Below are 24,727 nucleotides of genomic sequence, written 5' to 3'. Positions count from 1 at the left end.
TCCTGCGATCGGTACCGTGGCAAAATGCGTCGCACCAGCGTCTCGGGCCACGTCAACGCATCGCGCTCTGATGTCTATCGGGCACTCGTCGATGCCAAAGCCATTGCGGCCTGGCGGGTCCCGGACGGCATGCGTAGCGAGGTGCACGAGTTCGATGCCCGTGAGGGCGGCACATTCCGGATCTCCCTGCACTACAACTCGCGGGACGCCATCGGAAAGACCAGCAGCCACACCGACACCTATCGCGGCCGCTTCGCAGAGCTGGTGCCGGATGAGCGCGTGGTCGAAGTGTTGGAGTTCGAGAGCGACGATCCCGCCCTCCGCGGTGAAATGACGATGACGACGACGTTGAGCGATTGCGGACACGGCACCGACATCCTCATCGAGCACGACGGAATCCCCGAAGCGGTGAATCCGGCCGACAACGAAGCGGGCACTCGCATGGCGCTGGCCTCGCTGGCCAGATGGGTGGAAGGCCACAGCTAGAGGCACCTTTTCCCGGATTGTCAGACCCGCCGCGTAACATCGAACACATGTTCGAACAGTTTACGTATGTCGACCCCGACGCCGGTGAAGCGGCGCTGCGGGATCGCATCGCCGAACTCGAACGGCTCAAGTCGGCCGCCGCGGCCGGGCAGGCCCGCGCCACCGCAGCCCTGGACTCCGCCCGCCGTGCGAGGGAGGCCGCCGCGGGAGTCGCCGCCTCGCGTCGCGGACGCGGGCTGGGTTCGGAAATCGGATTGGCTCGCCTGGATTCACCCGCCCACGGCAACCGCTACCTCAGCGACGCCCGCATCCTCGTACGCGACATGCCGTACACGCTGGCTGCCTTGGAAACCGGCGTACTCACCGAATCCCGCGCCCGGCTGATCGTCCGGGAAGCGGCGTGCCTGTCCCCTGCCGACCGGCGCCGCCTCGACGCACAACTCTGCGCCGACCACAGCACGCTCATCGGCCTGGGCGACAACCGCCTGACGGCTGACGCCAAAACCATTGCCTACCAGCTCGATCCGCAAGCGGTCATCGACAGGGCCACCAGGGCACCTGAGGATCGCGCCGTCACCTTCCGTCCCGCCGCCGACAATATGGCCATCGTCACAGCCCTGCTGCCCGCCGGCGACGCGGCCTGCGTGCGCTCGTCACTCACCAATGCGGCCGACCGCTGCGCCGACGGCCGCAACCGCGGCCAGGTCATGGCCGACACCCTGGTCTCCCGTGTCACCGGCCGCGATGTCGCCAAGCCGGTCCCTGTCGCGGTCAACCTCGTGCTGTCCGACGACACCCTGTTCGCCGGCAGCACGCAGCCCGCGTACCTCCAGGGCCATGGACCCATTCCGGCTGCGACGGCACGGCGCATGATCCATGACGCGGCGCTGCACGAAGACTCCTGGGCCACCCTGCGTCGCCTCTACGCCGCGCCCGACACCGGCGCACTCGTTGCGATGGAATCCCGTTCGCGGCGATTCCCGAAAGGCCTCGCCCGGTTCATCGCCACCCGGGATCAGACCTGCCGCACGCCGTACTGCGATGCCCCGATCCGGCATATCGACCACGTGAAGCCGTATCACCGGAACGGACCGACTTCCACGGCCAATGGTCAGGGGCAGTGCGAGCATTGCAATTACGTCAAAGAGAGCCCCGGCTGGCAGGTGGTGGCCGGTGTCGACGAATTGGGTCGTCACACCACAGAATTCATCACGCCGACCGGCGCCACCTACCGGTCGACCGCACCACCGTTGGCCGGTGGCCTCCGGGTGTTCACCCGCGAGATCCACGTCGTGATCAACAGGCGCGCCGCCTAGAGCAGGCCGATCGCGAGCAATACCACCGCGATGAGCGGGAAGATGCCCTGGGTGATCGCTGCCCGCGCCTTGTCCGGCGAGCTGGTCAGCAGCACGGCTGCGGCGGCCAGCATGGAGCCGGCACCAGCGAACACGAGGGCGGCGCCAACCGCGCAGTGCCCCAGGCCGATTGCAGCAATTCCGACGATCGTGACGATGGCCAGGAACAGGTTGTAGAAGCCCTGGTTGAACGCCAGCTCCTTGGTGGCCCGCGCCTCCTCCTCGCTGATGCCGAAGGTGGCGCGGGTACGCGGTGAAGTCCAGGTCAGCGACTCCATCACAAAGATGTAGACATGCAGGACCGCGGCGAGCGCGGCGAACACCAAACCGGCGATGACCATGAGGTCTATTCAAACAGGCCGGGCTGCCCCAGTCCGGTAACTGGCGGTTGCATACCCAGATGCGTCCACGCCAGTGGCGTGGCCACCCGGCCCCGCGGCGTGCGGGCCACCATTCCGGCGCGCACCAGGAACGGTTCGCACACCTCCTCGACCGTGGTCGCCTCTTCTCCCACCGCCACGGCCAACGTCGAGACCCCGACCGGGCCGCCGCCGAAGCTGCGGGTGAGCGCCGACAGCACGGCGCGGTCCAGCCGATCGAGGCCCAGCTCGTCGACGTCGTAGACCTCCAAGGCGGCCTTGGCGATATCACGGGTGATCACGCCGTCGGCCCGAACCTCGGCGTAGTCCCGGACCCGGCGTAGCAACCGGTTGGCGATGCGCGGCGTACCGCGGGAACGCCGGGCGATCTCCGTGCCGGCTTCGCCTCCCAATTCGATGCCGAGGATTCCTGCCGACCGAGCCAGCACCCGCTCGAGTTCGACCGGCTCGTAAAAGTCCATGTGGGCGGTGAAACCGAACCTGTCGCGCAGCGGACCGGTCAGCGCGCCGGACCGCGTGGTGGCGCCCACCAAGGTGAACGGTGCGACTTCGAGCGGAATCGACGTGGCGCCGGGCCCTTTGCCGACCACCACGTCGACGCGGAAGTCCTCCATCGCCAGGTACAGCATCTCCTCGGCGGGCCGCGCGATGCGGTGGATCTCGTCGATGAACAGGACGTCGTGCTCGACGAGATTGGACAGCATGGCCGCCAGGTCACCCGCCCGCTCCAGGGCCGGGCCGGACGTGAGCCGCAGCGAGGAGCCCAACTCGGCGGCGATGATCATCGCCAGCGATGTCTTGCCCAACCCCGGTGGGCCGGACAGCAGGATGTGATCCGGTGTGCCACCGCGGTTCTTGGCGCCCTCGAGGACCAGCGACAGCTGTTCGCGCACCCGCGGCTGACCGATGAACTCCCCCAGTGAGCGCGGGCGCAGGCTGGCGTCGACGTCGCCCTCACCGACGGTCAGTGCCGGTGAGACCTCGCGCTCGTCGGGTTCTTCGGTGTCGTCGAAACGGCCCATTACTTCTTACCCAACATCGAAAGCGCCGCACGCAGCGCGGAAGCCGTCGTCGCCTCGGGGTCGTTGGCCAGCACCTTGTCGGTGGCCTCCTCGGCCTGTTTGGCCGCAAACCCAAGTCCCACAAGCGCTTCCACGACGGGTGCGCGCACCGCGTGACCCGTGAAAGCAGAGCCCGCACCGGCCGTGACCGGACCAATCTTGTCGCGGAGTTCCAGCACCATGCGCTCGGCGCCACGTTTACCGATGCCGGGAACCCGGGTCAACGCGGTCACATCCCCATCGGCCAGCGCCTGACGCAGCGCCTGCGGGTCGTAGACCGCCAGCGTCGCCAGCGCGATCTTGGGGCCGACGCCGGACACCCCCAGCAGCGTAAGGAACAGATCGCGGGCATCGCCGTCGGCGAACCCGTACAGCGTCATGGAATCTTCTCGCACGATCATCGCGGTGATCAGCCGGGACTCGGCACCCCGGCGCAGGTTCGCCAGGGTCGACGGGGTCGCCATCACCTTGTATCCCACGCCGGCGGCCTCGATGACGGCATGGTCCAGGGCGATGTCGATCACTTCACCGCGCACCGAGGCGATCATGCCCGGGCCGCCTTGAGTTTCGCTGCGTACTTGCGGCGCTGTTCGGCGGCCATCGCCTCCGCGGCAGCCATGCGCGCGATCATCGGGGCGCGCCAGCAGTGACAGATGGCCAGGGCCAAGGCGTCGGCGGCATCGGCCGGGGTCGGCTTGGCTTGCAGGGCAAGAATTCTGGTGATCATCTCGGTGACCTGGGCCTTGTCGGCACGGCCATTGCCGGTGACCGCCGCCTTCACCTCCGAAGGGGTGTGAAAATGCACCTCGATGTCGCGCCGGGCTGCGGCCAGCGCGATGACTCCGCCGGCCTGGGCCGTACCCATCACCGTCGACACGTTCTGCTGAGCGAAAACCCGCTCGATCGCGATGACGTCGGGCCGGTGCGTATCCATCCAGTACTCGGCCACGTCGCTGATCTCCAGCAGCCGCTTCTGCAGCGGTGCATCGGCCGGGGTGCGGACCACGTCCACGTCCAGCGCGGTGACCTGCCTGCCTTTGCCGCTCTCGACCACCGACAGGCCGCAGCGCGTCAACCCGGGATCCACTCCCATCACCCGCACACGAACCCCTTCGTCAGAACATCTGTTCGAGAGCCTAGCGCGAGGCGCGGACAGCTCCCGGCAGGGACACGCTCACATCCGTAGGGTCGAACCTATGCGCGTAGTGATAGCGGGCGGACACGGCAAGATCGCCCTGATCCTCGAACAATTGTTGTCCGCACGCGGCGACGAGGCCGTCGGCCTCATCCGCAACCCGGCCCAGGCGACCGATCTGGAAGCTGCCGGCGCGACCGCCGTCGTGCTGGACCTGGAGCGGGCGACCGTGGCCGAAGTGGCCGACGTGCTGAGCGACGCGGACGCCGTGGTGTTCGCCGCCGGCGCCGGGCCGGGCAGCGGCGCGGCCCGCAAGCAGACGGTCGACCGGGATGCCGCGATCCTGCTGGCCGATGCCGCCGAGGCCGCGGGCGTGGGCCGCTACGTGATGGTGTCGGCCATCTCCGCCGACGACCGGTCGCTCGACGAGAACTACGACGAGGTGTTCCTGGCGTACATCCGCGCCAAATCGGAGGCCGACGCCAACGTGCGGGCCCGCAGCGGATTACGCACCACGATCGTGCGCCCGGGCGGACTCACCGACGAGCCCGGCACCGGGCAGGTGACGATCGCCGAATCCACGGGCCGCGGCACCATCCCCCGCGACGACGTCGCACGCGTGCTGTTGGCCGTCCTGCACGAGCCGGAAACCGCCGGCCGGACGTTCGAGGTGATCTCCGGCCAGACACCTATCGACGCGGCGCTGCACTGACGGCTCATTCACCCACATCGGTGCTGAGCGGCCCGCCGGCCGAGCGCCAATGGATCAGGCCGCCGCTCATGTTCACCGCATCGAAGCCGTTCTCCACCAACAGGTTCGCCGCACCGGCAGACCGGATTCCGCCGGTGCAGAAGGTGATGATCAGACGGTCGTCGGGGAGTTCGACGCAGCGCTCGGGCAGCGCCTCGAGCGGCATGTGCACCGCGTCGGGGATGTGTACCCGATTCCACTCGAATGCGCGACGGACGTCGACGACCAGAGCATCCTCCGCCACGAGCCGGACCGCCTCAACGGCGCTGACCGCCGGCGGCCGACGCAGGTAATGCCGGAAACTCATGCGCTCTTCGCCTCTCGCCGCACGGTGGCGAGTACGGGGCCGATGACCGGAACCGCAATCGCCAGAACCGCGTAGACGCGGGTGATGGACAGCAACACGTTCTCCATAACCTTCAGGCTAACTGAAGGTTATGGAGAACCTGACATGATCCGCGTCATATACGCGTGCAGCGCTTCGGTCAGTTCGGGGTACTGAACGGCGAATCGCGCATCCAGCTCGGCCACGACCTCGGTAGCCCGGTCCAGTAGCGCCTCGCCCTGGGAGGTGACCTGCAATGTCGACGCCGCGCCGGCATGCGCGGTCGCGTCCTCGACCAGACCTGCCTCCACGAACGACGCGACAGCCGCATGGGCACTCTGCACGGTGATGCGCGAGCGCCGGGCCAGCTCACTGAACGAGATGCCCGGATTTCCGCGAACGTGCCCCAGCAGTCCGAATTTGCGCGTGGTCAGCCCGAGCGGTTTGAGGGCCTCGACGAACGCGGATTCCCAGGCCCGGCTGATCGTGAGCAGCCCAACGGTCGGGCTGAAGGGTGGCGGCCCGGGCAGCTGCTACTCCTCGTCGAGCTGCGCGGCGACATCGTCGGGGATGTCGATGTTGGTGTACACCTCTTGCACGTCGTCGCTGTCCTCCAGCGCGTCGACGAGCTTGAGCACCTTGCGCGCCCCGTCGAGGTCGACCGGCACGCTCACCGAGGGCTGGAAGCTGGCCTCGGCCGAGTCGTAGTCGATCCCGGCGTCCTGCAGCGCGGTGCGCACCGCGACCAGGTCGGTGGGCTCGGAGATGATCTCGAAGGAGTCGCCCAGGTCGTTGACTTCTTCGGCACCGGCCTCCAGGACGGCCATCAGCACGTCATCCTCGGTCAGGCCGTTCTTCTCCAGCGTCACCACACCCTTGCGGGAGAACAGGTAGGCGACCGAGCCCGGGTCGGCCATGTTGCCGCCGTTACGGGTCATCGCGACGCGGACCTCACCGGCGGCGCGGTTGCGGTTGTCGGTCAGGCATTCGATGAGCACGGCGACACCGTTGGGGCCGTAGCCCTCGTACGTGATGTTCTGCCAGTCGGCGCCACCGGCCTCTTCGCCGCCGCCACGCTTGCGGGCCCGCTCGATGTTGTCGTTGGGTACCGAGCTCTTCTTGGCCTTCTGGATGGCATCGTAAAGGGTGGGGTTACCGGCCGGGTCTCCCCCGCCCACACGTGCCGCGACCTCGATGTTCTTGATCAACTTGGCGAACATCTTGCCGCGCTTGGCGTCGATGACGGCCTTCTTGTGCTTGGTGGTGGCCCACTTGGAATGGCCGCTCATGCAGGTACGCCCCTTTTCCGGTCAAAACTCCGGTTCTCGAGTCTACGTGGCCGGTCCCACCCGGCTCGATACGACGCCTACAGTGCCTGCAGCAAGACCAGGGTCGTCGCCGCCGCGGCGCTGCACAGCACCGGCCAGTACCAGATGTGCCAGTGCCGCCAATGTCCGATCGCCATGCCGATCGGCGCGAGCACAACAGTCGCCAGGGTGAGCGTCGCCCATCCGGCCAGGGTCGCGGCCTCATCGGCTTGTCCGGGGGCCGCACCACTGAAGCCCACGGGAAAGATCGCGGCGAACGCCAGCAATACGGCGATCAGGCCGACCAAGGCCCACACAGCCCAACTGATCACCGACTCGACGACACCTGGCCGCCGGACCGACGTTGACAACGACACAGACATGCACGGAGCGTACGCCGACATCCGGGCGTCAACCGGTAGCTACGGGCAGCGTCGTGGTGGCACTGTGATCAACCACGGCCGACCGAAAGAGGCGCATGGATCAACACACATATGACAAGGGACTGGCAATTCGCACCGCGGTACTCGGTGAGGAGTACGTTCGCAAGGCTGCCGGCAACGTCGACGCATTCTCAAAACCGCTGCAGGACCTGGTCACCGAATACTGTTGGGGCGCGGTCTGGGGCCGCGAGGGCCTGGAACTGAAGACCCGCAGCATGCTGAACCTGGCGATGATCGCAGTCCTGAACCGGCCGAACGAGCTGAGCACACACATCCGCGGTGCCCTCACCAACGGCGTCACCCGCGAGGAGATCTGTGAGATCTTCCTGCAGGTGGGTATCTACGCGGGCATCCCGGCCGCGGTCGACAGCTTCCGGCTGGCCCGGGCCGTGTTCGCCGAACTCGACGAGAGCCCGGCAGCCGATGAGTGACCCGATCGGCTTCATCGGCCTGGGCAACATGGGATTTCCGATGATGAGCCGGCTGCTGACGGCCGGCCATCCGGTGGTGGTGTTCGACGTACGCGAGGACGTGCGCACCGAGGCGACGGCACTGGGCGCCCGGGCGGCCGAATCGGTCCGCGCGGTGGCCGACCAGGCCGAGACGGTGCTGGCGAGCCTGCCCACCCCGCAGGTTTCCGAAGCCGTGGTGGCCGACATCGCCGCAGGCTCGGCGATCCGGCGCTTCATCGACCTGTCGACAGTGGGAGGCCAAGCCGCACAACGTAATCACGCGGTTCTCGATGCAAAAGGCATCGCCGCACTTGACAGTCCGGTCAGCGGTGGTGTGCACGGCGCCCAGGCAGGCACGCTCGCAGTGATGGTGTCCGGGCCACGCAGCGAGTTCGCCACGCTGGCACCAGTTTTCGAGGTGCTCGGCCGGGCGATCTTCGTGTCCGAACAGCCGGGGGCCGCGCAGACCATGAAGCTGATCAACAATCTGATGGCCGCCACCACCCTGGCCGCGACCGCCGAGGTGATGGTGATGGGCGTCAAGGCCGGCCTGAGCGCCGACGTGATGATCGACGTGCTCAACGCCGGGTCAGGCGGTACGCATGCCAGCCGCGACAAGTTCCCGCGGGCAGTCCTCCCCCGCACCTTCGACTACGGGTTCGCCACCGGCCTGATGGCCAAAGACGTGCGACTGTACCTCACCGAGGCCGCCTCCCTCGGCCTGCCGGTGGCGATGGCCGAAGCGGTGCAAAACATCTGGGAACACACGCTGCACGCCGAGGGGGCCGAATCCGACTTCACCTCGGTGATCAAGCCGATGGAGAGGACCGCCGGCGTGATCGTGGAGGGCGAGGCTCGCTGAGCGCCGCGGTCATTTCTTGAGCGGCGCGCGCAGGTCGTACACCGTATCCGAGCCCAGTTTGGTCGACATGAAGTTGGCTTTCACCCAGTCGGAGATGTCGGTGTGTGAATTGTGGCCGAAGAAGCCGCCGTGGTCCTTATCTTTGGGCTCCGGGAGGACGTAGTAGGTGATCTGCCGGTCGGCGACGTAGGTCTGGAACTGCTCCAGCGTGGGCACCGGATCGGTTCCGGTGAAGCCACCGATCGCCATCACCGCTGTGTCGGTGGACAATTCGAGGCTCGCCGCAGCTCCGGAGCGGTTGATCGCCGCCGACCAGGTGGTGTGGGTGGCCCTCAGCATCGTGTTCACCCCGGGATCGTCGGACGTCCAGCCATGCCCGTGGTCGTCGTCGGGATCGGCCGGTCCGACGCTCGGCCCACCTCCGGTGTGCGGCTGTCCCAGGGTGGCCACGGTGTAGGCCGTCGTCCCCGCCAGCGCGCCGGTCAGGGCGACCGCCAGCGCGACGATGGCCGCCGCCCGGCTGCCCCTGCGTAGCGACCACAGCAGGGCCGCGGCGGCCCCGACGGCGACCACCAGGATCGTCCACCGCAGAGGTGGAAGCCACGACGCGTTGCGGCCCAGGACCCAGAAACTCCACACCGCGGACCCGAGAAGCATTGTGGTCAAACCGATCTGGCCCAACCGGTCATCGCGCCGACGCCACATCTCGGCGACGCCGATCGCGAACATCGCCGCCATCGCCGGTGCCAGCGACAGGCAGTAGTACGGGTGGACCATGCTCTTCATGAAGCTGAGGACCACGCCGTCGATCAACAGCCAGCCGCCGAACAGGATGGCTCCGGCACGGACCATGTCGGTCCGTGGCGTACCGCGCCGCGAGATCAACACCAGCACCATGGCGAGCAGACCGGCCGGCAGCAGCCAACCTATTTCGAAGCCGAACTCTCCGGTGAACAAGCGCGGCAGGCCGTGGGACTGGTTGCCGAATCCGCCCACATGGCCGGCGTGTTCGGCCGCGCTCGGAAGCCCGATCGCCTCGGCTGCCGTGGGCCCGCCACCGCCCATGTGGTTGTGGCCGAGCACCCGACCGAATCCGTTGTAGCCCAACACCAGATTCATGAAGTTGTTGTCGGTGGACCCGGCGAGGTAAGGCCGCGACGAAGCCGGCCACACCAGGGTGAGCACCACGAACCATCCGGCGGACACCAGAAACGCCGCCAGCGAGCCGGCCAGGTGCAGCAGGCGCCGACGCATCGGCACCGCGGCCGCGACCAGGTACACCACGGCGATGGCGGGCACGGCCATCAGGCCTTCGAGCATCTTGGCCAGGAACGCGAACCCCAATGCCACGCCGGCCAGCATCAGCCAGCTCGCACCCGAACCCTGGAGGGCGCGGACCATGCAGTACGCCGCGGCCGTCATGAGTAGCACCATCGCGGCGTCGGGATTGTTGAACCGGAACATCAACGCGGCCACCGGCGTCAGCGCCAGGACCGCACCGGCCAGCAGGGCCGCCTGCGGACCGCTGATCCGGCGGACCGCAGCGTAGAGCAACGCGACCGAGCCGACAGCCATCAGTGCTTCGGGGACGAGCATGCTCGCGCTGCTGAACCCGAACAGCTGACCGGACAGGCCCATCACCCACTGGGACACCGGCGGCTTGTCCACCGTGATGAAATTTGCCGGATCCAGCGATCCGAACAGCAGGGCCTTCCAGTCGGAGGACCCGGCCCAGGCCGACGCCGCGTAGAACTGATTGCCCATGCCGTTGACGGTGATGTTCCAGAGGTAGGCCAGCGCGGTGGCGGCCAAAAGAACAGGCAGTGCCAGGCGCCGGCGGACAATCCGCGACGTGCTCGGCGGAGCGTGGAGGGCAGGCTCGGCGGAGGTGTCCTCCAGCGTCGTCGTCACATCACCATTAAGTCGGCGCCACCTTTGTCTGAGCTATGTCTGCGCCGTGGGTTTGCTGAAGTCAGAGCGAATCGACGAAAAGCTTGTGGATGCGGCGGTCCCCGGTCATCTCCGGGTGAAACGACGTCGCCAGCATCGAGCCTTCGCGCACCGCGACGATGTGGCCGGCGGCGCGAGCCAGCACTGTGACGTCCGCGCCGACCCGCTCGACCCAGGGCGCCCGGATGAACACGGCATGCACCGGGGTGTCGAGGCCCTCGAAGTCGACGTCCTCCTCGAAGGAATCGACCTGACGACCAAAGGCGTTGCGCCGCACCGTCATATCGATGCCCTTCAAGGGAACCGCCGCGCGGCCCTCGACACCGGCGTCCTTGATCTCGGTGGCCAGCAGGATCATGCCGGCGCACGATCCGTAACAGGGCAGGCCATCGGCGATGCGGGCCCGCAACGGTTCGAGCAGTTCGAACTCGCGCAGCAGGTGGCTCATCGCGGTGGACTCCCCGCCCGGGATCACCAGGGCGTCGACCGCATCGAGTTCGGAACGCCGCCGCACCGTGCCGGCTTCGGCGCCGGCCTCCCGCAGCGCAGCCAGATGTTCGCGGGTGTCGCCTTGCAGTGCGAGCACCCCCACGCGAGGGCTCACGAGCCCTCCGGCGGGGTGAAGTTGCGCTGGTAGCGCGTCAGCCCCTCTTGCATCACCGCGGCCACCAGCTCGCCGTACCGGTTGAAGATCCTGCCCTGGGTCAGCGAACGCCCGCCGCAGGCCGACGGCGAGGACTGGTCGTAGAGCAGCCACTCGTCGGCACGGAACGGCCGCATGAACCACATGGCATGGTCGAGCGAGGCCACCATGAGGTGCTTGCGCACCTCGAGATGGTTGACCTGGGCCGAGCCCAGCAGGGTGAGATCGCTCATGTAGGCGAGCGCGCAGATGTGCAGCACGTGATCGTCGGGCAGCGGGTCGCGATGACGGAACCACACCTGCTGCTGGGAGGCCTTGCCGGGAATGCGGGTGACCCGGTCTCTCGGCACGATCCGGACGTCCCATTCGTCGAACTGGGCGAAGCCGGCGTCGTCGAACGCTCCGCCGGACCGAAATCCCGGCAGGTCGTCCGGTGCCGGGGCCTCCGGCATGGCGTCCTGGTGTTCGATGCCGGTCTGGTCGGTCTGGAAGGACGCCGACATCGTGAAGATCGTCTCGCCGTGCTGGATCGCACTCACCCGGCGGGTGGCGAACGAACCGCCGTCGCGGATGCGTTCGACGATGTACACCGACGGCGCCCGCGCATCCCCCGGCCGTAGAAAATAGCCGTGCAGGGAGTGCACCTGAAACGCCGGCTCGACCGTGCGCACTGCCGAGACCAGCGATTGACCGGCCACATGACCGCCGAAGGTGCGCTGCAGGAAACCCGACTCGGGGCTGAATACCCCACCGCGATAGATGTTGACCTCGAGCTGCTCCAGGTCGAGGATCTGTTCGATCGCCATAGGAGGTTGTTACCAGCCGCGTTCGGCGAGCCGGTGAGGCTGGGCGATCTCCTCGACGTTGATGCCGACCATGGCTTCGCCGAGCCCGCGCGACACCTTGGCCAGCACATCGGGATCGTCGTAGAAGGTGGTGGCCTTCACGATCGCCGCGGCCCGCTGCGCCGGGTTGCCCGACTTGAAGATTCCCGAGCCGACGAACACCCCCTCAGCACCGAGCTGCATCATCATCGCCGCATCGGCCGGGGTGGCGATCCCACCCGCGGTGAACATCGTCACCGGCAGCTTGCCGGCCCGCGCCACCTCGACCACCAGGTCATAGGGCGCCTGCAGTTCCTTGGCCGCCACGTACAACTCGTCCTCGGACATCGAGGTCAGCCGACGGATCTCACCACCGATCTTGCGCATGTGGGTGGTGGCGTTGGAAACGTCCCCGGTACCGGCCTCACCCTTGGAGCGAATCATCGCCGCGCCCTCGGTGAGACGACGCAACGCCTCGCCCAGGTTGGTCGCACCGCACACGAACGGGACCGTGAACTTCCACTTGTCGATGTGGTTGGCGTAATCGGCCGGGGTCAGCACCTCGGACTCGTCGATGTAATCCACACCCAACGACTGCAGGATCTGCGCCTCGACGAAATGCCCGATCCGCGCCTTGGCCATCACCGGGATGGTGACCGCCGAGATGATTCCCTCGATCATGTCGGGGTCACTCATGCGCGACACCCCGCCCTGGGCGCGGATGTCGGCGGGAACCCGCTCCAGGGCCATCACCGCCACCGCACCCGCACCTTCGGCAATCTTCGCCTGTTCGGGGGTGACGACGTCCATGATCACGCCGCCCTTGAGCATCTCAGCCATCCCGCGCTTCACGCGCGCGGTACCGGTCTGGTTGCTAGAGCCGTTCTGCGCCGCGGTATCCACTGGTATCTCCTCCAAATTGCTACTGATTCAGTGTAGTGGAGCCGCCAAATCCATTGAATCCGCAGTCACCGGATGGCTTGCAGCTCGCGATACGCAGACTCCCGCGTATTCGCCAGCGTCGCTGTCGACTGTTCGGCCAGGTCATTGGCCTGAGCCAGCAGCTCACCCAGTTGAAGCGGATACACGGCCTCCCCGCCGGCAACCAACTCGGCGATCATTGTCGCATCGCACCAGCGGTGCCCGTGAATGTAGTGCCGTTCCAGGGTCGTGCGCCCCGTTGCAGACGGCTCGAACCGGGCCGTGCGGTAGATGAAGAAGAATTCCTCGCTGCGGATCACCGACGCGTTGAAGTCGATGACGGCGTCGCGCCGCCACACCGGACCGATGAAGTCCTGCGGCGCCGCCTGCAAGCCCGTCTCCTCGGCAAGCTCACGGGCCGCGGCCGCCGGCAGGTCCTCGCCGGGCTGGACGGCGCCACCGACGGTGAACCACCAGCGCGGGGCGGGCTTGTCCGGGTCGTCGAGCGCGGGGTCACTGCCACGCAGCAGCAGCACCGCGCCGGTCTCGTCGAGCAGCACCACGCGTGCCGAGGTCCGGCGGCTCACCGGGTTGGCCCCCAAGTTGGGCACCGCCTGGGCATCGGGGCTCTCCACGATCTCGAAATAGGTTGGCAGCGCCGCGGTTCCACCCAGCCGCAGTAGCCGCACCGCGCGGCGCTCCCGCAAAGCAAGGGTGTCGCGGACGGCATCGTTGTGGAAGCGCCTGGCCAGCAGCACCCGGGCCTCGGCATCGGCCAGTTCGGCGACCAGTGCCACCGGCAGATCCGTCGGGTCGACCGCCGACAGTGCGGCCGAGAGGTCATTCTCGGCGGCCTCACGCGCCGGGCGCGGGGCCCGTTCGGCGGCAGCGGCCAGCGCCGCGAGCCGTTTTCCCTGAGGAGCACCGGCATAGGCATCGACCGCGACGGCGCGGGCCACCACGGCCCGGCGGGCCAGGGCGCTGTCGAGCGCCTGCCACGACAGGTCATACCGCACGTGCAGCCGGTCGAGCCGGTTGGCCGTCTGGAACGCCCACATGCCGACCAGCAGCAGGACCACCAGGACGGCCAGTGACGTGATCACCAACCAGGTAGGCATTCTCAGTCACCCGCCTGAACTTTGACCCCGGGGCTGGCCACCGTCTCGTACACCCGCATGATCTGACCGGCCACCACCGACCAGTCGTAGCGCGCCACACGCTCGGTGGCCTGGTCGATGTACTGCTCGCGCAACGCCTCGTTGTCGAGCACCTCGATCAGCGCGTCGGCCAGGGCCTCGGCGTCGCCGACCGGCACCAACCGGCCGGCCTGTCCGCCGTCGAGCACGCGGTTGAAAGCGTCCAGTTCACTGGCCACCACCGGTGTGCCCGCCGCCATCGCCTCGACCAGCACGATGCCGAAGCTCTCGCCGCCGAGATTGGGGGCGCAGTACACGTCGGCGCTGCGCATGGCGGCGGCCTTGGCGTCGTCGTCGACCTGGCCCAGGAAGCGGAGGTGACCGGCCAGCTCGCCGGCCTCGTCACGCAGCGCGTCCTCGTCGCCGCGGCCGACGATCAGGATCTCGACGTCGGCGAAGCGGCGCACCAGTTTGGGCAGCGCGCGCAGCAATACCGGCATGCCCTTACGCGGCTCGTCGAACCGGCCGAGGAACAGCACGCTGCGGCCGGGCCGCGGATACCCTTCCAGCCGAGGCGCATTCGCGAACGACGGCACGTCCACCCCGTTGGGGATCTCGACGGCATCTGAGCCGAGCGCTTCCATCTGCCAGCGCCGGGCCAAGTCCGACACCGCGATGCGGCCGACGATCTTCTCGTGATACGGGCGCAGAATTCCCTGAAAGACGCTGAGTGTCAACGACTTTGTGGTCGAGGTGTGGAACGTGGCCACGATCGGCCCCTCGGCCGCCTGGAGCGCCAGCATGGAAAGGCTGGGCGCATTGGGCTCGTGCAGGTGCAGTACATCGAATTCGCCCTCGGCGATCCACTTCTTGACCTTGCGGTGGGTGGCCGGCCCGAACCGCAGGCGAGCCACCGAGCCGTTGTAGGGAATCGGGACGGCCTTGCCGCCCGACACCACGTAATCCGGCAGCTTCACGTGCGGCGATGACGGCGCCAGCACGCTGACGTAATGTCCGCCGGCACGCATCACCTCGGCCAGTTGCAGCACATGGGATTGCACACCGCCCGGCACATCGAACGAATATGGGCAGACCATCCCGATCCGCATGGCTAGCTCCGTCGCCTCTTCGCGCAAGCGCTCATCAGGTGGTACCCAGTCGGGCACGACGTTCTGCGGACAGGTCGGCCGGCCACTGCGGCTGCAGCATGTGCCAATCAGCAGGATGAGCGGCGATGTTCGCCGCGAACCGGTCGGCCAGCTGCTGGATGACCATGGGCACATCCCCTGACGAGGTGTCGAGCGCGTCGAAGATCTCGACCACGCAATCCTCCCCGTCGTAGTGGACGTGTGCCGGATGTAGCGGGGCGCCGGTTTCGATGGCCAACTTGGCCGGACCGGCGGGCATCCGGGTGGGCTCACCGAAGAAGTCGACCTCGACACCGTTGCGGGTGAGATCGCGGTCGGCCATCAGGCACACGAACATATTGTCCCGCAACCGTTCCGAGAGCACCTCGAACGGCGGACGCTCACCCCCGGACAGTGGGAACACCTCGAAGCCCAGGCTCTCCCGGTATTCGATGAAACGGCGGTAGAGCGATTCGGGTTTGAGCCGCTCGGCCACGGTGGCGAAAGTGCCGAACTGCTGAGCCAGCCACACCCCGGCCATGTCCCAGTTACCGCTGTGCGGCAGAGCCAGCACAGCCCCGCGGCCCGCCTCTTGAGCGGCCCGCAGTTTGTCCGCGCCGACGAACACCTCGTCGAGACGCTTGGCCACAGCGATCAGATCCATCGAGGGCAACCGGAACGCCTCCCGCCAGTAACGGGCGTAGGAGGCCAGTGAAGCACGCATCAGCTCGTCGGGCACGTCGGCCGGAGCGACCCCGGTCACCCGGGCCAGGTTCTTGCGCAGCTGCTGTGGACCACCGCCGCGGGCGGCGTAGAGCGCACCCGCGTCGAACAGATTGCGGGCCACCACTTCCGGCATCGCGCGGACCAGCTGCCAGCCCGCCGCATAACCCAGATCGGTCACCTGCCCGGACAGCGGAATGTTCACGAGGCCCCCGGGGGTTGGATCGGGTCCATGGCACCCGGCGACGTGCGCACCGCGTGGATTCGTTGCGCCACCGTGATGACGCTGGCCACCGCCAGCACCCAGGCGGCGACCTGCAGCAGCCATGATGCATGCAGGAACGGCACACCCGAAAGCCCCGCGCCGACCAGCACGATCACCAGGCGCTCCGGGCGCTCGATGATGCCGCCGTCGCCGCGCAGCCCGCTGGCCTCGGCGCGGGCCTTGATGTACGAGATCACCTGTGAGGTGACCAGACAGATGAGGAGCGCGACCACCAGCGACGGGCTGTGGAGGCCGAACGCCGCCCACCACAGCAGGCCGGCGAATATGGCACCGTCGGCTATCCGGTCGCACGCCGCGTCCAGCACTGCGCCGAAGCGGGTACCACCACCCCGTTCCCGGGCCATCGCCCCGTCGAGCATGTCGGCGAGGACGAAGAGGAACACCGCGAACGCTCCCCACCAGAGTTGCCCTATCGGGAACAGGGTCAGCGCGGCGGTGACCGACCCGGCGGTGCCGATGATCGTGACGATGTCGGGAGTCAGGCCCGCGCGCAGCGCCGCCTTGGCCACCGGCCGCGACAGTTTGGCGTAGGCCGCCCGGCTCATCAGGAACAGATTGCTCACGGCTGGCGGGCCCATTCCGTAGCCAGCAGCTCCCGGGTCTCGCTCAGCAGCTGCGGAATGACCTTGGCGCCACCGATGATGGTGATGAAGTTCGCGTCGCCGCCCCAGCGCGGCACCACGTGCATGTGCAGGTGCTCGGCCAGCGATCCGCCGGCCGAGACGCCCAGGTTCAGGCCGACGTTGAACCCGTGCGGGCGGGAGACGGTCTTGATGACGCGGATCGCCTTCTGCGTGAACGCCATCAGCTCGGCGCTCTCGGCCTCGGTGAGGTCCTCCAGCTCGGACACCCGCCGGTAGGGCACCACCATGAGATGGCCCGGGTTGTACGGGTAGAGGTTGAGGACGGCGTAAACCAGTTCCCCGCGGGCGACCATGAGCCCGTCCTCGTCCGACATCTCGGGGATGTCGGTGAACGGCTGTGACGACCCGGCCGAGCCGATCTTGTTGTCGCTCTTGACCGCATCCACGATGTAGCTCATCCGGTGCGGTGTCCACAGCCGCTGCAGGTGATCCGGCTCGCCCACGCCATGGTCGATTATGGACCGCTCGTCCCCGGTCATTCGGTCGCGCCCACCTTCACCAGGTCGGCCGTCGGCACGACATTGTTGCGGTCGGCGATCCACTTCACGATGGCCTCCACGGCCTCGTCGCGGGGCACACCGTTGATCTGGGTCCGGTCACCGAACCGGAAGCTGACCGCGCCCGCCGCCAGATCCTTGTCACCGGCCAGCAGCATGAACGGCACCTTCATGTTGGTGTGGTTGACGATCTTCTTCGCCATCCGGTCGTCACTGCCGTCGACCTCGACCCGCACGCCACGCGACTTCAGCTGGGCGGCAACGTCATACAGGTAATCCAGGTGCGCGTCGGCGACCGGGATGCCGACCACCTGGACCGGTGCCAGCCAGGCCGGGAACGCGCCCGCGTAGTGCTCGGTGAGCACTCCGAAGAAGCGCTCGATCGAGCCGAACAGGGCGCGATGGATCAGCACCGGGCGCTGACGGCTACCGTCCGCGGCGGTGTACTCCAGCTCGAACCGATCGGGCATGTTGAAATCCAGCTGGATGGTGGACATCTGCCAGCTGCGGCCCAGCGCGTCTTTGACCTGAACGGAGATCTTGGGTCCGTAGAACGCCGCGCCGCCCGGATCCGGCACCAGATCCAGGCCGGAGGCCTCGGCCACCTCACGGAGCGTCTGGGTCGCCTCCTCCCAGACGTCGTCGTCGCCGACATACTTCTCGGGATCCTTGGTGGACAGCTCCAGGTAGTAGTCGTCCAGGCCGTAATCCGAGAGCAGGTCGAGCACGAACTGCAGCAGCGAGGTCAGCTCGTCGCGCATCTGCTCACGCGTGGTGTAGATGTGGGCGTCGTCCTGGGTCATGCCGCGAACCCGGGTCAGCCCATGCACCACACCGGACTTCTCGTAGCGGTACACCGAGCCGAATTCGAAGAGCCGCAACGGAAGTTCGCGGTACGAGCGGCCCCTCGCCCGGTAGATCAGATGGTGCATGGGGCAGTTCATCGGCTTGAGGTAGTAGTCCTGCCCGGGCTTGCGCACCGTGCCGTCCTCGTTGTACTCGGCGTCGATGTGCATCGGCGGGTACATGCCGTCGGCGTACCACTCCAGGTGTCCCGAGGTGATGTAGAGCTGTTCCTTGGTGATGTGCGGGGTGTTGACGAACTCGTAGCCGGCCTCGGAGTGCTTGCGCCGCGAGTAGTCCTCCAGCTCCTTACGGATCACGCCGCCCTTGGGGTGGAACACCGGCAGGCCGGAACCGAGCTCGTCGGGGAAGCTGAACAGGTCCAGCTCGACGCCGAGCTTGCGGTGGTCGCGGCGCTGCGCCTCCTCGATCAGCTCGAGGTGACGGTCGAGGGCCTCCTGGGACTCCCAGGCCGTGCCGTAGACACGCTGCAGGCTGGCATTGTTCTGGTTGCCGCGCCAGTAGGCGGCACTGCTGCGGGTCAGCTTGAACGCCGGGATGTACTTGGTGGTCGGGATGTGCGGGCCGCGGCACAGGTCACCCCAGACCCGTTCCTTGGTGCGGGCGTTGAGGTTGTCGTACGCGGTCAGCTCGTCGCCCCCGACCTCCATGACCTCGGGATCGTCCGCGCCCGACTTGTCGTCGACCAGCTCGAGTTTGTAGGGCTCGCCCGCCAACTCCTCGCGCGCCTGATCCTTGGATTCGTAGACGCGCCGCGAGAACAACTGACCGTCCTTGACGATCTTGGCCATCCGCTTTTCGAGCTTTTCCAGATCTTCTGGGGTGAACGGCTCGGCGACGTCGAAGTCGTAGTAGAAGCCGTCGGTGATCGGCGGGCCGATACCGAGCTTGGCCTGCGGGAACAAATCCTGCACGGCCTGGGCCAGCACGTGGGCACAGGAGTGCCGGATCACGCTGCGGCCGTCATCGGTGTTGGCGGCGACCGGCGTCACCTCGACATCGGTGTCGGGGGCCCAGGACAGGTCCCGAAGTCGCCCGTCGGGGTCGCGCACGACGACGATCGCGTCAGGGGTTCCGCGACTGGGCAGATCCGCCTCGCGCACCGCCGCGCCGGCGGTAGTCCCGGCCGCAACCCGGATCGGGGCAGCGGGGGCTGGGCTGGGGGCGGCGCTCATCGGGGAGTCTCCTACCATGCGGGATCTAGTGCGAACGCTGTCATGTTATCGGTGGCCCTGATCAGGAGCCGAGCCCGATGGGACTCTTGAGCCACGGCTGCTCGAACCCCACCAGACCTGCCGCGAGGCCGATCGCACCGAACAGCCACAGCGTGGCCACCACGATCAGTGCGGTGAACGCGGCACTGAGTCCCTTGACAGCGATGTGCTGGCGATCGAACCAGGCCATCACAGCGTCGTAGCGGGCGCGGACGTAACGCAACGCCCGCTTGGCGAAGTCGAATTCACTGGCCAGGATCGCCAATCCGAGGAAAACGATCGCCCAGCCGGGACCGGGGTAGGGAATGGCGATGATGCCGACCGCCAGCACGAGCGTGCCGACGACGCCGACGACGATCCGGTAGGCGAAGTCCGCGGCAGGGCGCGAGCGCAGCCGTTCCCGCCAGCTCGTCCAGCGCTGTTTCGCCTCGGCGAGGTTGTCGGCCAGACTCATGGCTGCCCCGGCTTGAGCCTGACGAACAACGCCTCGGCATCGGCGAGCACGTCGTCGCCGTCGAGCAGCCGGCCTGCCACGAAGATCTTGCGTCCCTCGATCCGGTCGATGCCTGCCCGCACCTGTAAGTCCTTCTCGATGGGGACGATCTGGCGGTAGTTGACGTGCAGATACGCGGTGCGCTGATACATGCTGCCGGTCAGTTTGGCCGCGGTGTAGCCGAGCAGCGAATCGAACAGCAGGGCCAGCGAGCCGCCGTGTACCGCGCCGTTGCGACCCAGGTGAAAGCGGCGGAAATGAGCGGTTCCGGCGATCCGGTTGTCGGCGGTCCGTTCCAGATGCACCGGCACGTTGTTGACGTTGCCACGGTTGGGCAGGTCCATTCGCCGACCGGACGGTGAATTCCATTCGTCGGCTTCGTATGGCGCCAGCAGTGCTGACACCTTCTCGATCAGGTTGGCGGCCTCGGTGATCACCTCGTCGGGGGCGTCGGCGCTGCGTGCGTGGTCCTGCAGCGTGCGCACCGCTTCGATGAACCGACCGTAATCGGGGCCGCCGCGATCGGTGGGATCGGGCGGGTTGAACCCTCCGCCGGGGTGGTTGCCGGCGGTGTCGATGTCTGGGGCCACACCGCCACCGTATTGGTGCCATGGTGGTGACGTGAAACTGCACGACCTGGAACGGCTGTCGTTGACCTATCCGGAGGTCGGCGCCACGGCCGGCGAGATGCCCACCGGATACCACCACACGCGGGCCTCGGCGGTGATCGGCACCGGCCGCGACCGCTTCGAGCGGGCCGGAGCGGACGTGTTGCGTTGGGGCATGCAGCGCGGCGCCGGTCTGCGGGTGCGGGCCACCTCTGAAGTCGCCGCGGCGGGCACCGAACTGATCGTCCGGCTGGGTCCGGTACCGGCGCCCTGCCGGGTGGTCTACGTGCTCAACGAGACCGATCGCCGCGGCTTCGCCTACGGCACGTTGGCCGGCCATCCCGAGTCCGGTGAGGAGTTGTTCTCCGTCCGCTACGACCCGGCGACCGAGCAGGTGCATGCCGAGGTGGTCGCATTCTCCCGGCCTGCGACGTGGTGGAGCCGGTTGGGCGGGCCGGTGACGCGGCTGCTCCAGCGGGTGGTCACCGACCGTTATCTCAAAGCGGTCTGACGGCGTGCCGACGCCGCCCGTAATGCGGCGGCGACAGCCCGGCGTTGACTAGGCTCCTATCTGCCCGGCGACGGGGAGCTGCCGTCCCCGGGTAACCGACTGGAGGCGCTGCGTCGTTCATGGGCTTTTTCGAGTTTGTACGAGACCGCTGGTCGGTCCTGTCCTTTCTCGCCTATCAGCACATGAGCCTGGTGGTGCAGACGCTGCTCATCGCAACCGTGGCCGCACTGTTGGTCGGGGTTCTGATCTACCGCTCGCCTTGGGGCAGCGCGCTCGGGAACACCCTGACGTCGGTGGGCCTGACCATCCCCTCGTACGCGTTGCTCGGCGTGCTCGTCGGCATCGTCGGCATCGGGGTGCTGCCGTCGGTCCTCATGCTGGTGTTCTTCGGCTTCCTGCCGATCTTGCGCAACGTGCTGGTCGGCCTGGCCGGTGTGGACCGGACCCTCATCGAGTCAGCCCGCGGGATGGGCATGGGCCGCTTGGCCACCCTCGTCCGCCTCGAACTGCCGCTCGCCTGGCCGGTGATCATGACCGGGGTGCGGGTGTCCGCGCAGATGCTGATGGGCATCGCCGCCATCGCCGCGTATGCCCTCGGCCCCGGCCTGGGCGGCTACATCTTCTCCGGCATCTCCCGCACCGGCGGTGCCAACGCGACCAACTCGATCGTGGCAGGCACTGTCGGCATCCTCGTCCTGGCAGTCATCTTGGACACCGTCCTCAACGTCATCACGCACCTGACCACACCGAGGGGTATTCGTGTCTGAACCGGCGACCAATGATTCCGAAACCGTCGAGACAAGTGGCGTGCGCATTCTGCTCGACGGCGTGACAAAACGCTACGACGCGAAAACCGCTCCTGCAGTGGACAACATCACGATGGAGTTCCCCGCCGGTGAGATTGTGATGCTGGTCGGCCCGTCCGGTTGCGGCAAGACCACCACGATGAAGATGATCAACCGGCTGATCGAACCGACCAGCGGACGCATCCTGATCGGCGACGAGGACGTCACCCGCCACGACCCCGACCAACTCCGGCGCCACATCGGCTACGTGATCCAGGGGGCAGGACTGTTCCCGCATTACACCGTCGGGGACAACATCGCGATCGTCCCGAGGCTGCTGAAATGGGACAAGGAGCGGATCTCCGCCCGTATCGACGAGCTGCTCGAGCTGGTGAATCTCGATCCGGCCCAGTACCGCGACCGCTACCCGCGCGAGCTGTCCGGCGGCCAGCAGCAACGCGTGGGCGTGGCACGGGCGCTGGCCGCTGACCCGCCGGTGCTGCTGATGGACGAGCCGTTCGGCGCGGTCGACCCCATCACCCGCCAGCGACTGCAGGACGAACTGCTGCGCCTGCAGGATGAGCTGCGCAAGACGATCGTCTTCGTCACCCACGATTTCGACGAGGCGGTCAAACTCGGCGACAAGATCGCGATCTTGCAGCAGGGTTCGGAAGTCGTGCAGTACGACACACCCGAACAGATCCTGGCCAATCCGGCCAACGATTTCGTCCGCGGCTTCGTCGGACACGGTGCGGCGCTCAAGCAGCTCACGCTGACCCGGGTCCGCGATGTCGAGTTGCACGAGGCGGCCGTCGCCCACGTCGGCGGTGATCCGGCCGAAGCGATCCGCGCCGCGCGGGCCATCGAACGCGAACACGTCATCGTCTTGGACAGCCAAGGTCGCCCGCTGCGCTGGATGTCGCTGGCCGAGCTGGACGACCCGCGATCCCTTCAACAGGTAACGCGGGACGAGGATCTCGAAAAGGTCAGCCTCGCTTCGACACTCAACGATGCGCTGGACGTCATGCTGACCTCGTCGCACGGTGTGGTGGTGGTGACCGGACGGCGCAACGTCTACAAGGGCGTGATCCGGGTGGAGACCATCATGGACGCGATGGCCGACGTGCGCAGCGCGGCAAACTCAGCGAAGCCGACCACATGACCACCGCCACACCGGAATTCGAGGCCTCGGCCCTGCCGGCCGAGCCGTCGGCACGGTTGGGGCTCGGACGCTGGCTGGTGCAGCCGCTGGCCTGCGTTGCGGCCGTGGTGGGTTCACTCGCCTACGTCAACGTCGCGCACGTGTCGGAATCCGAGCAACGGCCACTCGGCATCGGCCAGCTACTGACGCTGCTGCGCCAGCACATGGCGATCAGCGTGGCCGCGACGGTGCTCACGTGCCTGGTGGCGATCCCGCTCGGGATCGCACTGACTCGAGGGCCGATGCGGCACTACGCCAAACCGATCATCACCGTCGCCGGATTCGGTCAGGCGGCCCCCGCCATCGGGCTGATCGCGCTCGGCGCGGTGCTGTTCGGCATCGGCAGTGTTGGCGCCATCGTCGCGCTGACGGTCTACGGCGCGCTGCCGATCGTCGCCAACACCGTCATCGGCCTCGACGGCGTCGATCGGCGACTGGTCGAGGCGGCGCGCGGGATGGGCATGTCGGCGTTCGCCACGCTGATCAAGGTGGAGCTGCCGCTGGCGCTGCGGGTGATCGTCGCGGGTGTGCGCACGGCGCTGGTGCTCATCGTCGGAACTGCGGCGCTGGCCGCGTTCACCGGCGGCGGCGGGCTGGGCCAGCTCATCACCACCGGCATCAAACTGCAGCAGACCGTGACCCTGGTGGTCGGCGCCATCCTGGTCGCGGCGCTGGCGCTGTTCATCGACTGGTTGGCGCGCATCGTCGAAATCGTGGCCGCACCAAAGGGACTCTGATGCGAGCTGCCCTGCGCCTCCTTCTCGCCGTGGCCCTGATGGTTGCGGTGGCGGCGGGGTGCGGGCTGCGGTCGGCGAGCGGCGCGGTGCTCGAAGCGAAACCAGGGACCATCCAGCATTACGACTCGCTGGAGGGCGTACCGATCACGGTCACCGCGAAGGATTTCACCGAGCAGCTGATCCTGGGCAACATGGTGTCGATCATCCTCAACGCGGCCGGCGCCGATGTCACCAACATGACCAACACCCCGGGCAGTTTCGGTGTGCGCCAGGCGATGCTGGACGGCACCGCGAATGTCTCACCGGAGTACACCGGCACCGGATGGATCAATTACATGGGCAACGAACAACCCATCAAGGATCCGGTGGCGCAATGGCAGGCCGTCGACGAGGCGGACAAAGCCAACAACCTGACCTGGCTGCCGCCGGCGCCGATGAACAACACCTATGCCTTCGCGATCCGCGAATCGGAAGCGCAGCGGCTCGGGGTGACCACACTCTCCGACCTCAAGCGGCTCCCCCGGCACGACCTGACGTTCTGCGTGGAGAGCGAATTCGCCAACCGCAACGACGGATTCGTGCCGATGCTGCAGACCTACGGGCTGACCCGCGGCGACCTCGGCCGGGTGACCCACCTGGACACCGGCGTCATCTACACCGCAACCGCCGACGGTGACTGCAACTTCGGAGAGGTGTTCACCACCGACGGTCGCATCCCCACCCTGAACCTGCGGGTGCTGGAGGACGACAAGCAGTTCTTCCCGCTGTACAACCTCACCGAGGTCATCGCCACCGACCTGCTCGACGCCCATCCCGAGCTCGCAGACATCTTCGCCCAGCTCAACCCGCGGCTCACCAACGAGACCATGATGATGCTCAACGCGAAGGTGGACAGCGACGGAGACGACCCGGCCATCGTGGCGCGCGAGTGGCTGATCGCCGAGGGGCTGCTGACGTAGCCCGATTTCTCCGACCGCCGTACACCGCGACGCAAAATGGCTAGCCT

The 24,727-nt window shown here is 67.4% G+C and carries 30 protein-coding genes; 10 read left to right on the top strand and 20 right to left on the bottom strand.

Annotated elements, in window-relative coordinates; translation table 11 throughout:
• Positions 1 to 24 precede the first annotated feature (24 nt).
• Positions 25 to 486 (top strand): SRPBCC family protein, encoded by a 462-nt coding sequence (locus tag H977_RS0108300; protein ID WP_029107416.1) that lies wholly within the window; start codon positions 25 to 27, stop codon positions 484 to 486.
• Between the two features lie 47 nt (positions 487 to 533).
• On the top strand, positions 534 to 1,802 hold the full coding sequence (locus tag H977_RS0108295) for an HNH endonuclease (protein WP_029107415.1): 1,269 nt from the start codon (positions 534 to 536) through the stop codon (positions 1,800 to 1,802).
• Here the strand turns inward: H977_RS0108295 and H977_RS0108290 are convergent.
• The 4 genes from H977_RS0108290 to ruvC are packed head-to-tail and all read right to left on the bottom strand — an operon-like array spanning position 1,799 to position 4,384.
• Positions 1,799 to 2,182, bottom strand: coding sequence for a DUF1304 domain-containing protein (locus H977_RS0108290; protein ID WP_029107414.1), 384 nt, complete (start codon positions 2,180 to 2,182; stop codon positions 1,799 to 1,801). The genes H977_RS0108295 and H977_RS0108290 overlap by 4 nt on opposite strands.
• A 5-nt stretch (positions 2,183 to 2,187) precedes the next feature.
• Positions 2,188 to 3,243 carry a Holliday junction branch migration DNA helicase RuvB gene (gene ruvB, locus H977_RS0108285; RefSeq protein ID WP_029107413.1) on the bottom strand — a complete coding sequence of 352 codons (1,056 nt, stop codon included), beginning with the start codon at positions 3,241 to 3,243 and terminating at the stop codon, positions 2,188 to 2,190.
• Positions 3,243 to 3,830: a Holliday junction branch migration protein RuvA gene (ruvA, locus tag H977_RS0108280; RefSeq protein WP_029107412.1), complete on the bottom strand. Its 588-nt coding sequence runs from the start codon at positions 3,828 to 3,830 to the stop codon at positions 3,243 to 3,245. Before ruvA ends, ruvB begins: the two co-directional genes overlap by 1 nt.
• Positions 3,827 to 4,384 carry a crossover junction endodeoxyribonuclease RuvC gene (gene ruvC / locus H977_RS0108275; protein ID WP_029107411.1) on the bottom strand — a complete coding sequence of 186 codons (558 nt, stop codon included), beginning with the start codon at positions 4,382 to 4,384 and terminating at the stop codon, positions 3,827 to 3,829. Before ruvC ends, ruvA begins: the two co-directional genes overlap by 4 nt.
• Before the next feature lie 94 nt (positions 4,385 to 4,478).
• On the opposite strand from ruvC, the gene H977_RS0108270 reads away from it, so the two are divergent.
• The gene (locus tag H977_RS0108270) at positions 4,479 to 5,129 is read left to right on the top strand and encodes an NAD(P)H-binding protein (RefSeq protein ID WP_029107410.1); all 651 of its coding nucleotides are present in this window, start codon (positions 4,479 to 4,481) and stop codon (positions 5,127 to 5,129) included.
• 4 nt (positions 5,130 to 5,133) lie between these two features.
• On the opposite strand, the gene H977_RS0108265 is transcribed toward H977_RS0108270, so the two are convergent.
• From H977_RS0108265 to H977_RS0108245, 4 genes are all read right to left on the bottom strand, one after another.
• Positions 5,134 to 5,475, bottom strand: coding sequence for a rhodanese-like domain-containing protein (locus H977_RS0108265; RefSeq protein ID WP_029107409.1), 342 nt, complete (start codon positions 5,473 to 5,475; stop codon positions 5,134 to 5,136).
• 128 nt (positions 5,476 to 5,603) lie between these two features.
• On the bottom strand, positions 5,604 to 6,023 hold the full coding sequence (locus H977_RS0108255; RefSeq protein WP_029107408.1) for a MarR family winged helix-turn-helix transcriptional regulator: 420 nt from the start codon (positions 6,021 to 6,023) through the stop codon (positions 5,604 to 5,606).
• Between the two features lie 3 nt (positions 6,024 to 6,026).
• On the bottom strand, positions 6,027 to 6,782 hold the full coding sequence (locus tag H977_RS0108250; RefSeq protein WP_029107407.1) for a YebC/PmpR family DNA-binding transcriptional regulator: 756 nt from the start codon (positions 6,780 to 6,782) through the stop codon (positions 6,027 to 6,029).
• A 77-nt stretch (positions 6,783 to 6,859) separates the two neighbouring features.
• Positions 6,860 to 7,183, bottom strand: coding sequence for a hypothetical protein (locus H977_RS0108245; protein ID WP_036475597.1), 324 nt, complete (start codon positions 7,181 to 7,183; stop codon positions 6,860 to 6,862).
• 95 nt (positions 7,184 to 7,278) lie between these two features.
• On the opposite strand from H977_RS0108245, the gene H977_RS0108240 reads away from it, so the two are divergent.
• Entirely contained in the window at positions 7,279 to 7,674 is a 396-nt protein-coding gene (locus H977_RS0108240) for a carboxymuconolactone decarboxylase family protein (RefSeq protein ID WP_029107405.1), read from the top strand.
• Positions 7,667 to 8,557, top strand: a complete 891-nt coding sequence (locus H977_RS0108235; RefSeq protein ID WP_029107404.1) for an NAD(P)-dependent oxidoreductase — start codon at positions 7,667 to 7,669, stop codon at positions 8,555 to 8,557. The genes H977_RS0108240 and H977_RS0108235 overlap by 8 nt, the downstream gene beginning before the upstream one ends.
• 9 nt (positions 8,558 to 8,566) lie before the next feature.
• Here the strand turns inward: H977_RS0108235 and H977_RS0108230 are convergent, their stop codons facing one another.
• The 12 genes from H977_RS0108230 to H977_RS0108175 all read right to left on the bottom strand — a co-directional run bounded on the left by H977_RS0108230 (position 8,567) and on the right by H977_RS0108175 (position 20,469).
• Positions 8,567 to 10,468, bottom strand: a complete 1,902-nt coding sequence (locus H977_RS0108230) for an ArnT family glycosyltransferase (protein WP_029107403.1) — start codon at positions 10,466 to 10,468, stop codon at positions 8,567 to 8,569.
• Positions 10,469 to 10,529: 61 nt separating this feature from the next.
• Positions 10,530 to 11,111, bottom strand: coding sequence for a pyridoxal 5'-phosphate synthase glutaminase subunit PdxT (pdxT, locus tag H977_RS0108225; RefSeq protein WP_029107402.1), 582 nt, complete (start codon positions 11,109 to 11,111; stop codon positions 10,530 to 10,532).
• Entirely contained in the window at positions 11,108 to 11,956 is an 849-nt protein-coding gene (gene tesB / locus H977_RS0108220) for an acyl-CoA thioesterase II (RefSeq protein ID WP_029107401.1), read from the bottom strand. Before tesB ends, pdxT begins: the two co-directional genes overlap by 4 nt.
• A gap of 9 nt (positions 11,957 to 11,965) precedes the next feature.
• Positions 11,966 to 12,877 carry a pyridoxal 5'-phosphate synthase lyase subunit PdxS gene (gene pdxS / locus H977_RS0108215; protein WP_029107400.1) on the bottom strand — a complete coding sequence of 304 codons (912 nt, stop codon included), beginning with the start codon at positions 12,875 to 12,877 and terminating at the stop codon, positions 11,966 to 11,968.
• A 65-nt stretch (positions 12,878 to 12,942) separates the two neighbouring features.
• Entirely contained in the window at positions 12,943 to 14,013 is a 1,071-nt protein-coding gene (locus tag H977_RS0108210) for an NUDIX hydrolase (protein WP_029107399.1), read from the bottom strand.
• A 2-nt stretch (positions 14,014 to 14,015) separates the two neighbouring features.
• Positions 14,016 to 15,140 (bottom strand): glycosyltransferase family 4 protein, encoded by a 1,125-nt coding sequence (locus H977_RS0108205; protein ID WP_029107398.1) that lies wholly within the window; start codon positions 15,138 to 15,140, stop codon positions 14,016 to 14,018.
• A 34-nt stretch (positions 15,141 to 15,174) separates the two neighbouring features.
• On the bottom strand, positions 15,175 to 16,086 hold the full coding sequence (locus H977_RS0108200) for a phosphatidylinositol mannoside acyltransferase (protein WP_029107397.1): 912 nt from the start codon (positions 16,084 to 16,086) through the stop codon (positions 15,175 to 15,177).
• Positions 16,083 to 16,730: a phosphatidylinositol phosphate synthase gene (pgsA, locus tag H977_RS0108195; RefSeq protein WP_029107396.1), complete on the bottom strand. Its 648-nt coding sequence runs from the start codon at positions 16,728 to 16,730 to the stop codon at positions 16,083 to 16,085. Before pgsA ends, H977_RS0108200 begins: the two co-directional genes overlap by 4 nt.
• Positions 16,727 to 17,290, bottom strand: coding sequence for an ATP adenylyltransferase (locus tag H977_RS0108190; protein WP_029107395.1), 564 nt, complete (start codon positions 17,288 to 17,290; stop codon positions 16,727 to 16,729). The genes pgsA and H977_RS0108190 overlap by 4 nt, the downstream gene beginning before the upstream one ends.
• The gene (gene thrS, locus H977_RS0108185; RefSeq protein ID WP_029107394.1) at positions 17,287 to 19,347 is read right to left on the bottom strand and encodes a threonine--tRNA ligase; all 2,061 of its coding nucleotides are present in this window, start codon (positions 19,345 to 19,347) and stop codon (positions 17,287 to 17,289) included. The genes H977_RS0108190 and thrS overlap by 4 nt, the downstream gene beginning before the upstream one ends.
• A gap of 61 nt (positions 19,348 to 19,408) precedes the next feature.
• Positions 19,409 to 19,840: a TIGR02611 family protein gene (locus H977_RS0108180; RefSeq protein WP_029107393.1), complete on the bottom strand. Its 432-nt coding sequence runs from the start codon at positions 19,838 to 19,840 to the stop codon at positions 19,409 to 19,411.
• On the bottom strand, positions 19,837 to 20,469 hold the full coding sequence (locus H977_RS0108175) for a PaaI family thioesterase (protein WP_029107392.1): 633 nt from the start codon (positions 20,467 to 20,469) through the stop codon (positions 19,837 to 19,839). Before H977_RS0108175 ends, H977_RS0108180 begins: the two co-directional genes overlap by 4 nt.
• A gap of 31 nt (positions 20,470 to 20,500) precedes the next feature.
• Here H977_RS0108175 and H977_RS0108170 point away from each other — a divergent pair, with 31 nt between their 5' ends.
• From H977_RS0108170 to H977_RS0108150, 5 genes are all read left to right on the top strand, one after another.
• The gene (locus H977_RS0108170; protein ID WP_029107391.1) at positions 20,501 to 20,998 is read left to right on the top strand and encodes a DUF1990 domain-containing protein; all 498 of its coding nucleotides are present in this window, start codon (positions 20,501 to 20,503) and stop codon (positions 20,996 to 20,998) included.
• Between the two features lie 119 nt (positions 20,999 to 21,117).
• A complete protein-coding gene (locus tag H977_RS0108165) occupies positions 21,118 to 21,765 on the top strand; it encodes an ABC transporter permease (RefSeq protein ID WP_029107390.1) in 648 nt (215 codons plus the stop codon).
• Positions 21,758 to 22,945: an ABC transporter ATP-binding protein gene (locus H977_RS0108160; protein ID WP_029107389.1), complete on the top strand. Its 1,188-nt coding sequence runs from the start codon at positions 21,758 to 21,760 to the stop codon at positions 22,943 to 22,945. The genes H977_RS0108165 and H977_RS0108160 overlap by 8 nt, the downstream gene beginning before the upstream one ends.
• The gene (locus tag H977_RS0108155; protein WP_029107388.1) at positions 22,942 to 23,721 is read left to right on the top strand and encodes an ABC transporter permease; all 780 of its coding nucleotides are present in this window, start codon (positions 22,942 to 22,944) and stop codon (positions 23,719 to 23,721) included. The genes H977_RS0108160 and H977_RS0108155 overlap by 4 nt, the downstream gene beginning before the upstream one ends.
• The gene (locus H977_RS0108150) at positions 23,721 to 24,680 is read left to right on the top strand and encodes a glycine betaine ABC transporter substrate-binding protein (RefSeq protein WP_036475462.1); all 960 of its coding nucleotides are present in this window, start codon (positions 23,721 to 23,723) and stop codon (positions 24,678 to 24,680) included. Before H977_RS0108155 ends, H977_RS0108150 begins: the two co-directional genes overlap by 1 nt.
• Positions 24,681 to 24,727 lie beyond the last annotated feature (47 nt).

It is taken from the genome of Mycobacterium sp. URHD0025 (assembly GCF_000426065.1).
In the GTDB taxonomy this organism is placed as follows: Bacteria; Actinomycetota; Actinomycetes; order Mycobacteriales; family Mycobacteriaceae; genus Mycobacterium.
This window is presented reverse-complemented; position numbering and strand designations above follow the sequence as displayed.

Coding starts and splice junctions, on each gene's coding strand:
- H977_RS0108300 (WP_029107416.1), top strand. CDS start 25: ATGCGTCGCACCAGCGTCTCGGGCCACGTCAACGCATCGCGCTCTGAT.
- H977_RS0108270 (WP_029107410.1), top strand. CDS start 4,479: ATGCGCGTAGTGATAGCGGGCGGACACGGCAAGATCGCCCTGATCCTC.
- H977_RS0108235 (WP_029107404.1), top strand. CDS start 7,667: ATGAGTGACCCGATCGGCTTCATCGGCCTGGGCAACATGGGATTTCCG.
- H977_RS0108205 (WP_029107398.1), bottom strand. CDS start 15,140: ATGCGGATCGGGATGGTCTGCCCATATTCGTTCGATGTGCCGGGCGGT.
- H977_RS0108250 (WP_029107407.1), bottom strand. CDS start 6,782: ATGAGCGGCCATTCCAAGTGGGCCACCACCAAGCACAAGAAGGCCGTC.
- thrS (WP_029107394.1), bottom strand. CDS start 19,347: ATGAGCGCCGCCCCCAGCCCAGCCCCCGCTGCCCCGATCCGGGTTGCG.
- tesB (WP_029107401.1), bottom strand. CDS start 11,956: ATGGCGATCGAACAGATCCTCGACCTGGAGCAGCTCGAGGTCAACATC.
- H977_RS0108290 (WP_029107414.1), bottom strand. CDS start 2,182: ATGGTCATCGCCGGTTTGGTGTTCGCCGCGCTCGCCGCGGTCCTGCAT.
- H977_RS0108150 (WP_036475462.1), top strand. CDS start 23,721: ATGCGAGCTGCCCTGCGCCTCCTTCTCGCCGTGGCCCTGATGGTTGCG.
- H977_RS0108155 (WP_029107388.1), top strand. CDS start 22,942: ATGACCACCGCCACACCGGAATTCGAGGCCTCGGCCCTGCCGGCCGAG.
- H977_RS0108240 (WP_029107405.1), top strand. CDS start 7,279: ATGGATCAACACACATATGACAAGGGACTGGCAATTCGCACCGCGGTA.
- H977_RS0108180 (WP_029107393.1), bottom strand. CDS start 19,840: ATGAGTCTGGCCGACAACCTCGCCGAGGCGAAACAGCGCTGGACGAGC.
- H977_RS0108295 (WP_029107415.1), top strand. CDS start 534: ATGTTCGAACAGTTTACGTATGTCGACCCCGACGCCGGTGAAGCGGCG.
- ruvA (WP_029107412.1), bottom strand. CDS start 3,830: ATGATCGCCTCGGTGCGCGGTGAAGTGATCGACATCGCCCTGGACCAT.
- H977_RS0108245 (WP_036475597.1), bottom strand. CDS start 7,183: ATGTCTGTGTCGTTGTCAACGTCGGTCCGGCGGCCAGGTGTCGTCGAG.
- ruvB (WP_029107413.1), bottom strand. CDS start 3,243: ATGGGCCGTTTCGACGACACCGAAGAACCCGACGAGCGCGAGGTCTCA.
- H977_RS0108265 (WP_029107409.1), bottom strand. CDS start 5,475: ATGAGTTTCCGGCATTACCTGCGTCGGCCGCCGGCGGTCAGCGCCGTT.
- H977_RS0108210 (WP_029107399.1), bottom strand. CDS start 14,013: ATGCCTACCTGGTTGGTGATCACGTCACTGGCCGTCCTGGTGGTCCTG.
- H977_RS0108190 (WP_029107395.1), bottom strand. CDS start 17,290: ATGACCGGGGACGAGCGGTCCATAATCGACCATGGCGTGGGCGAGCCG.
- H977_RS0108165 (WP_029107390.1), top strand. CDS start 21,118: ATGGGCTTTTTCGAGTTTGTACGAGACCGCTGGTCGGTCCTGTCCTTT.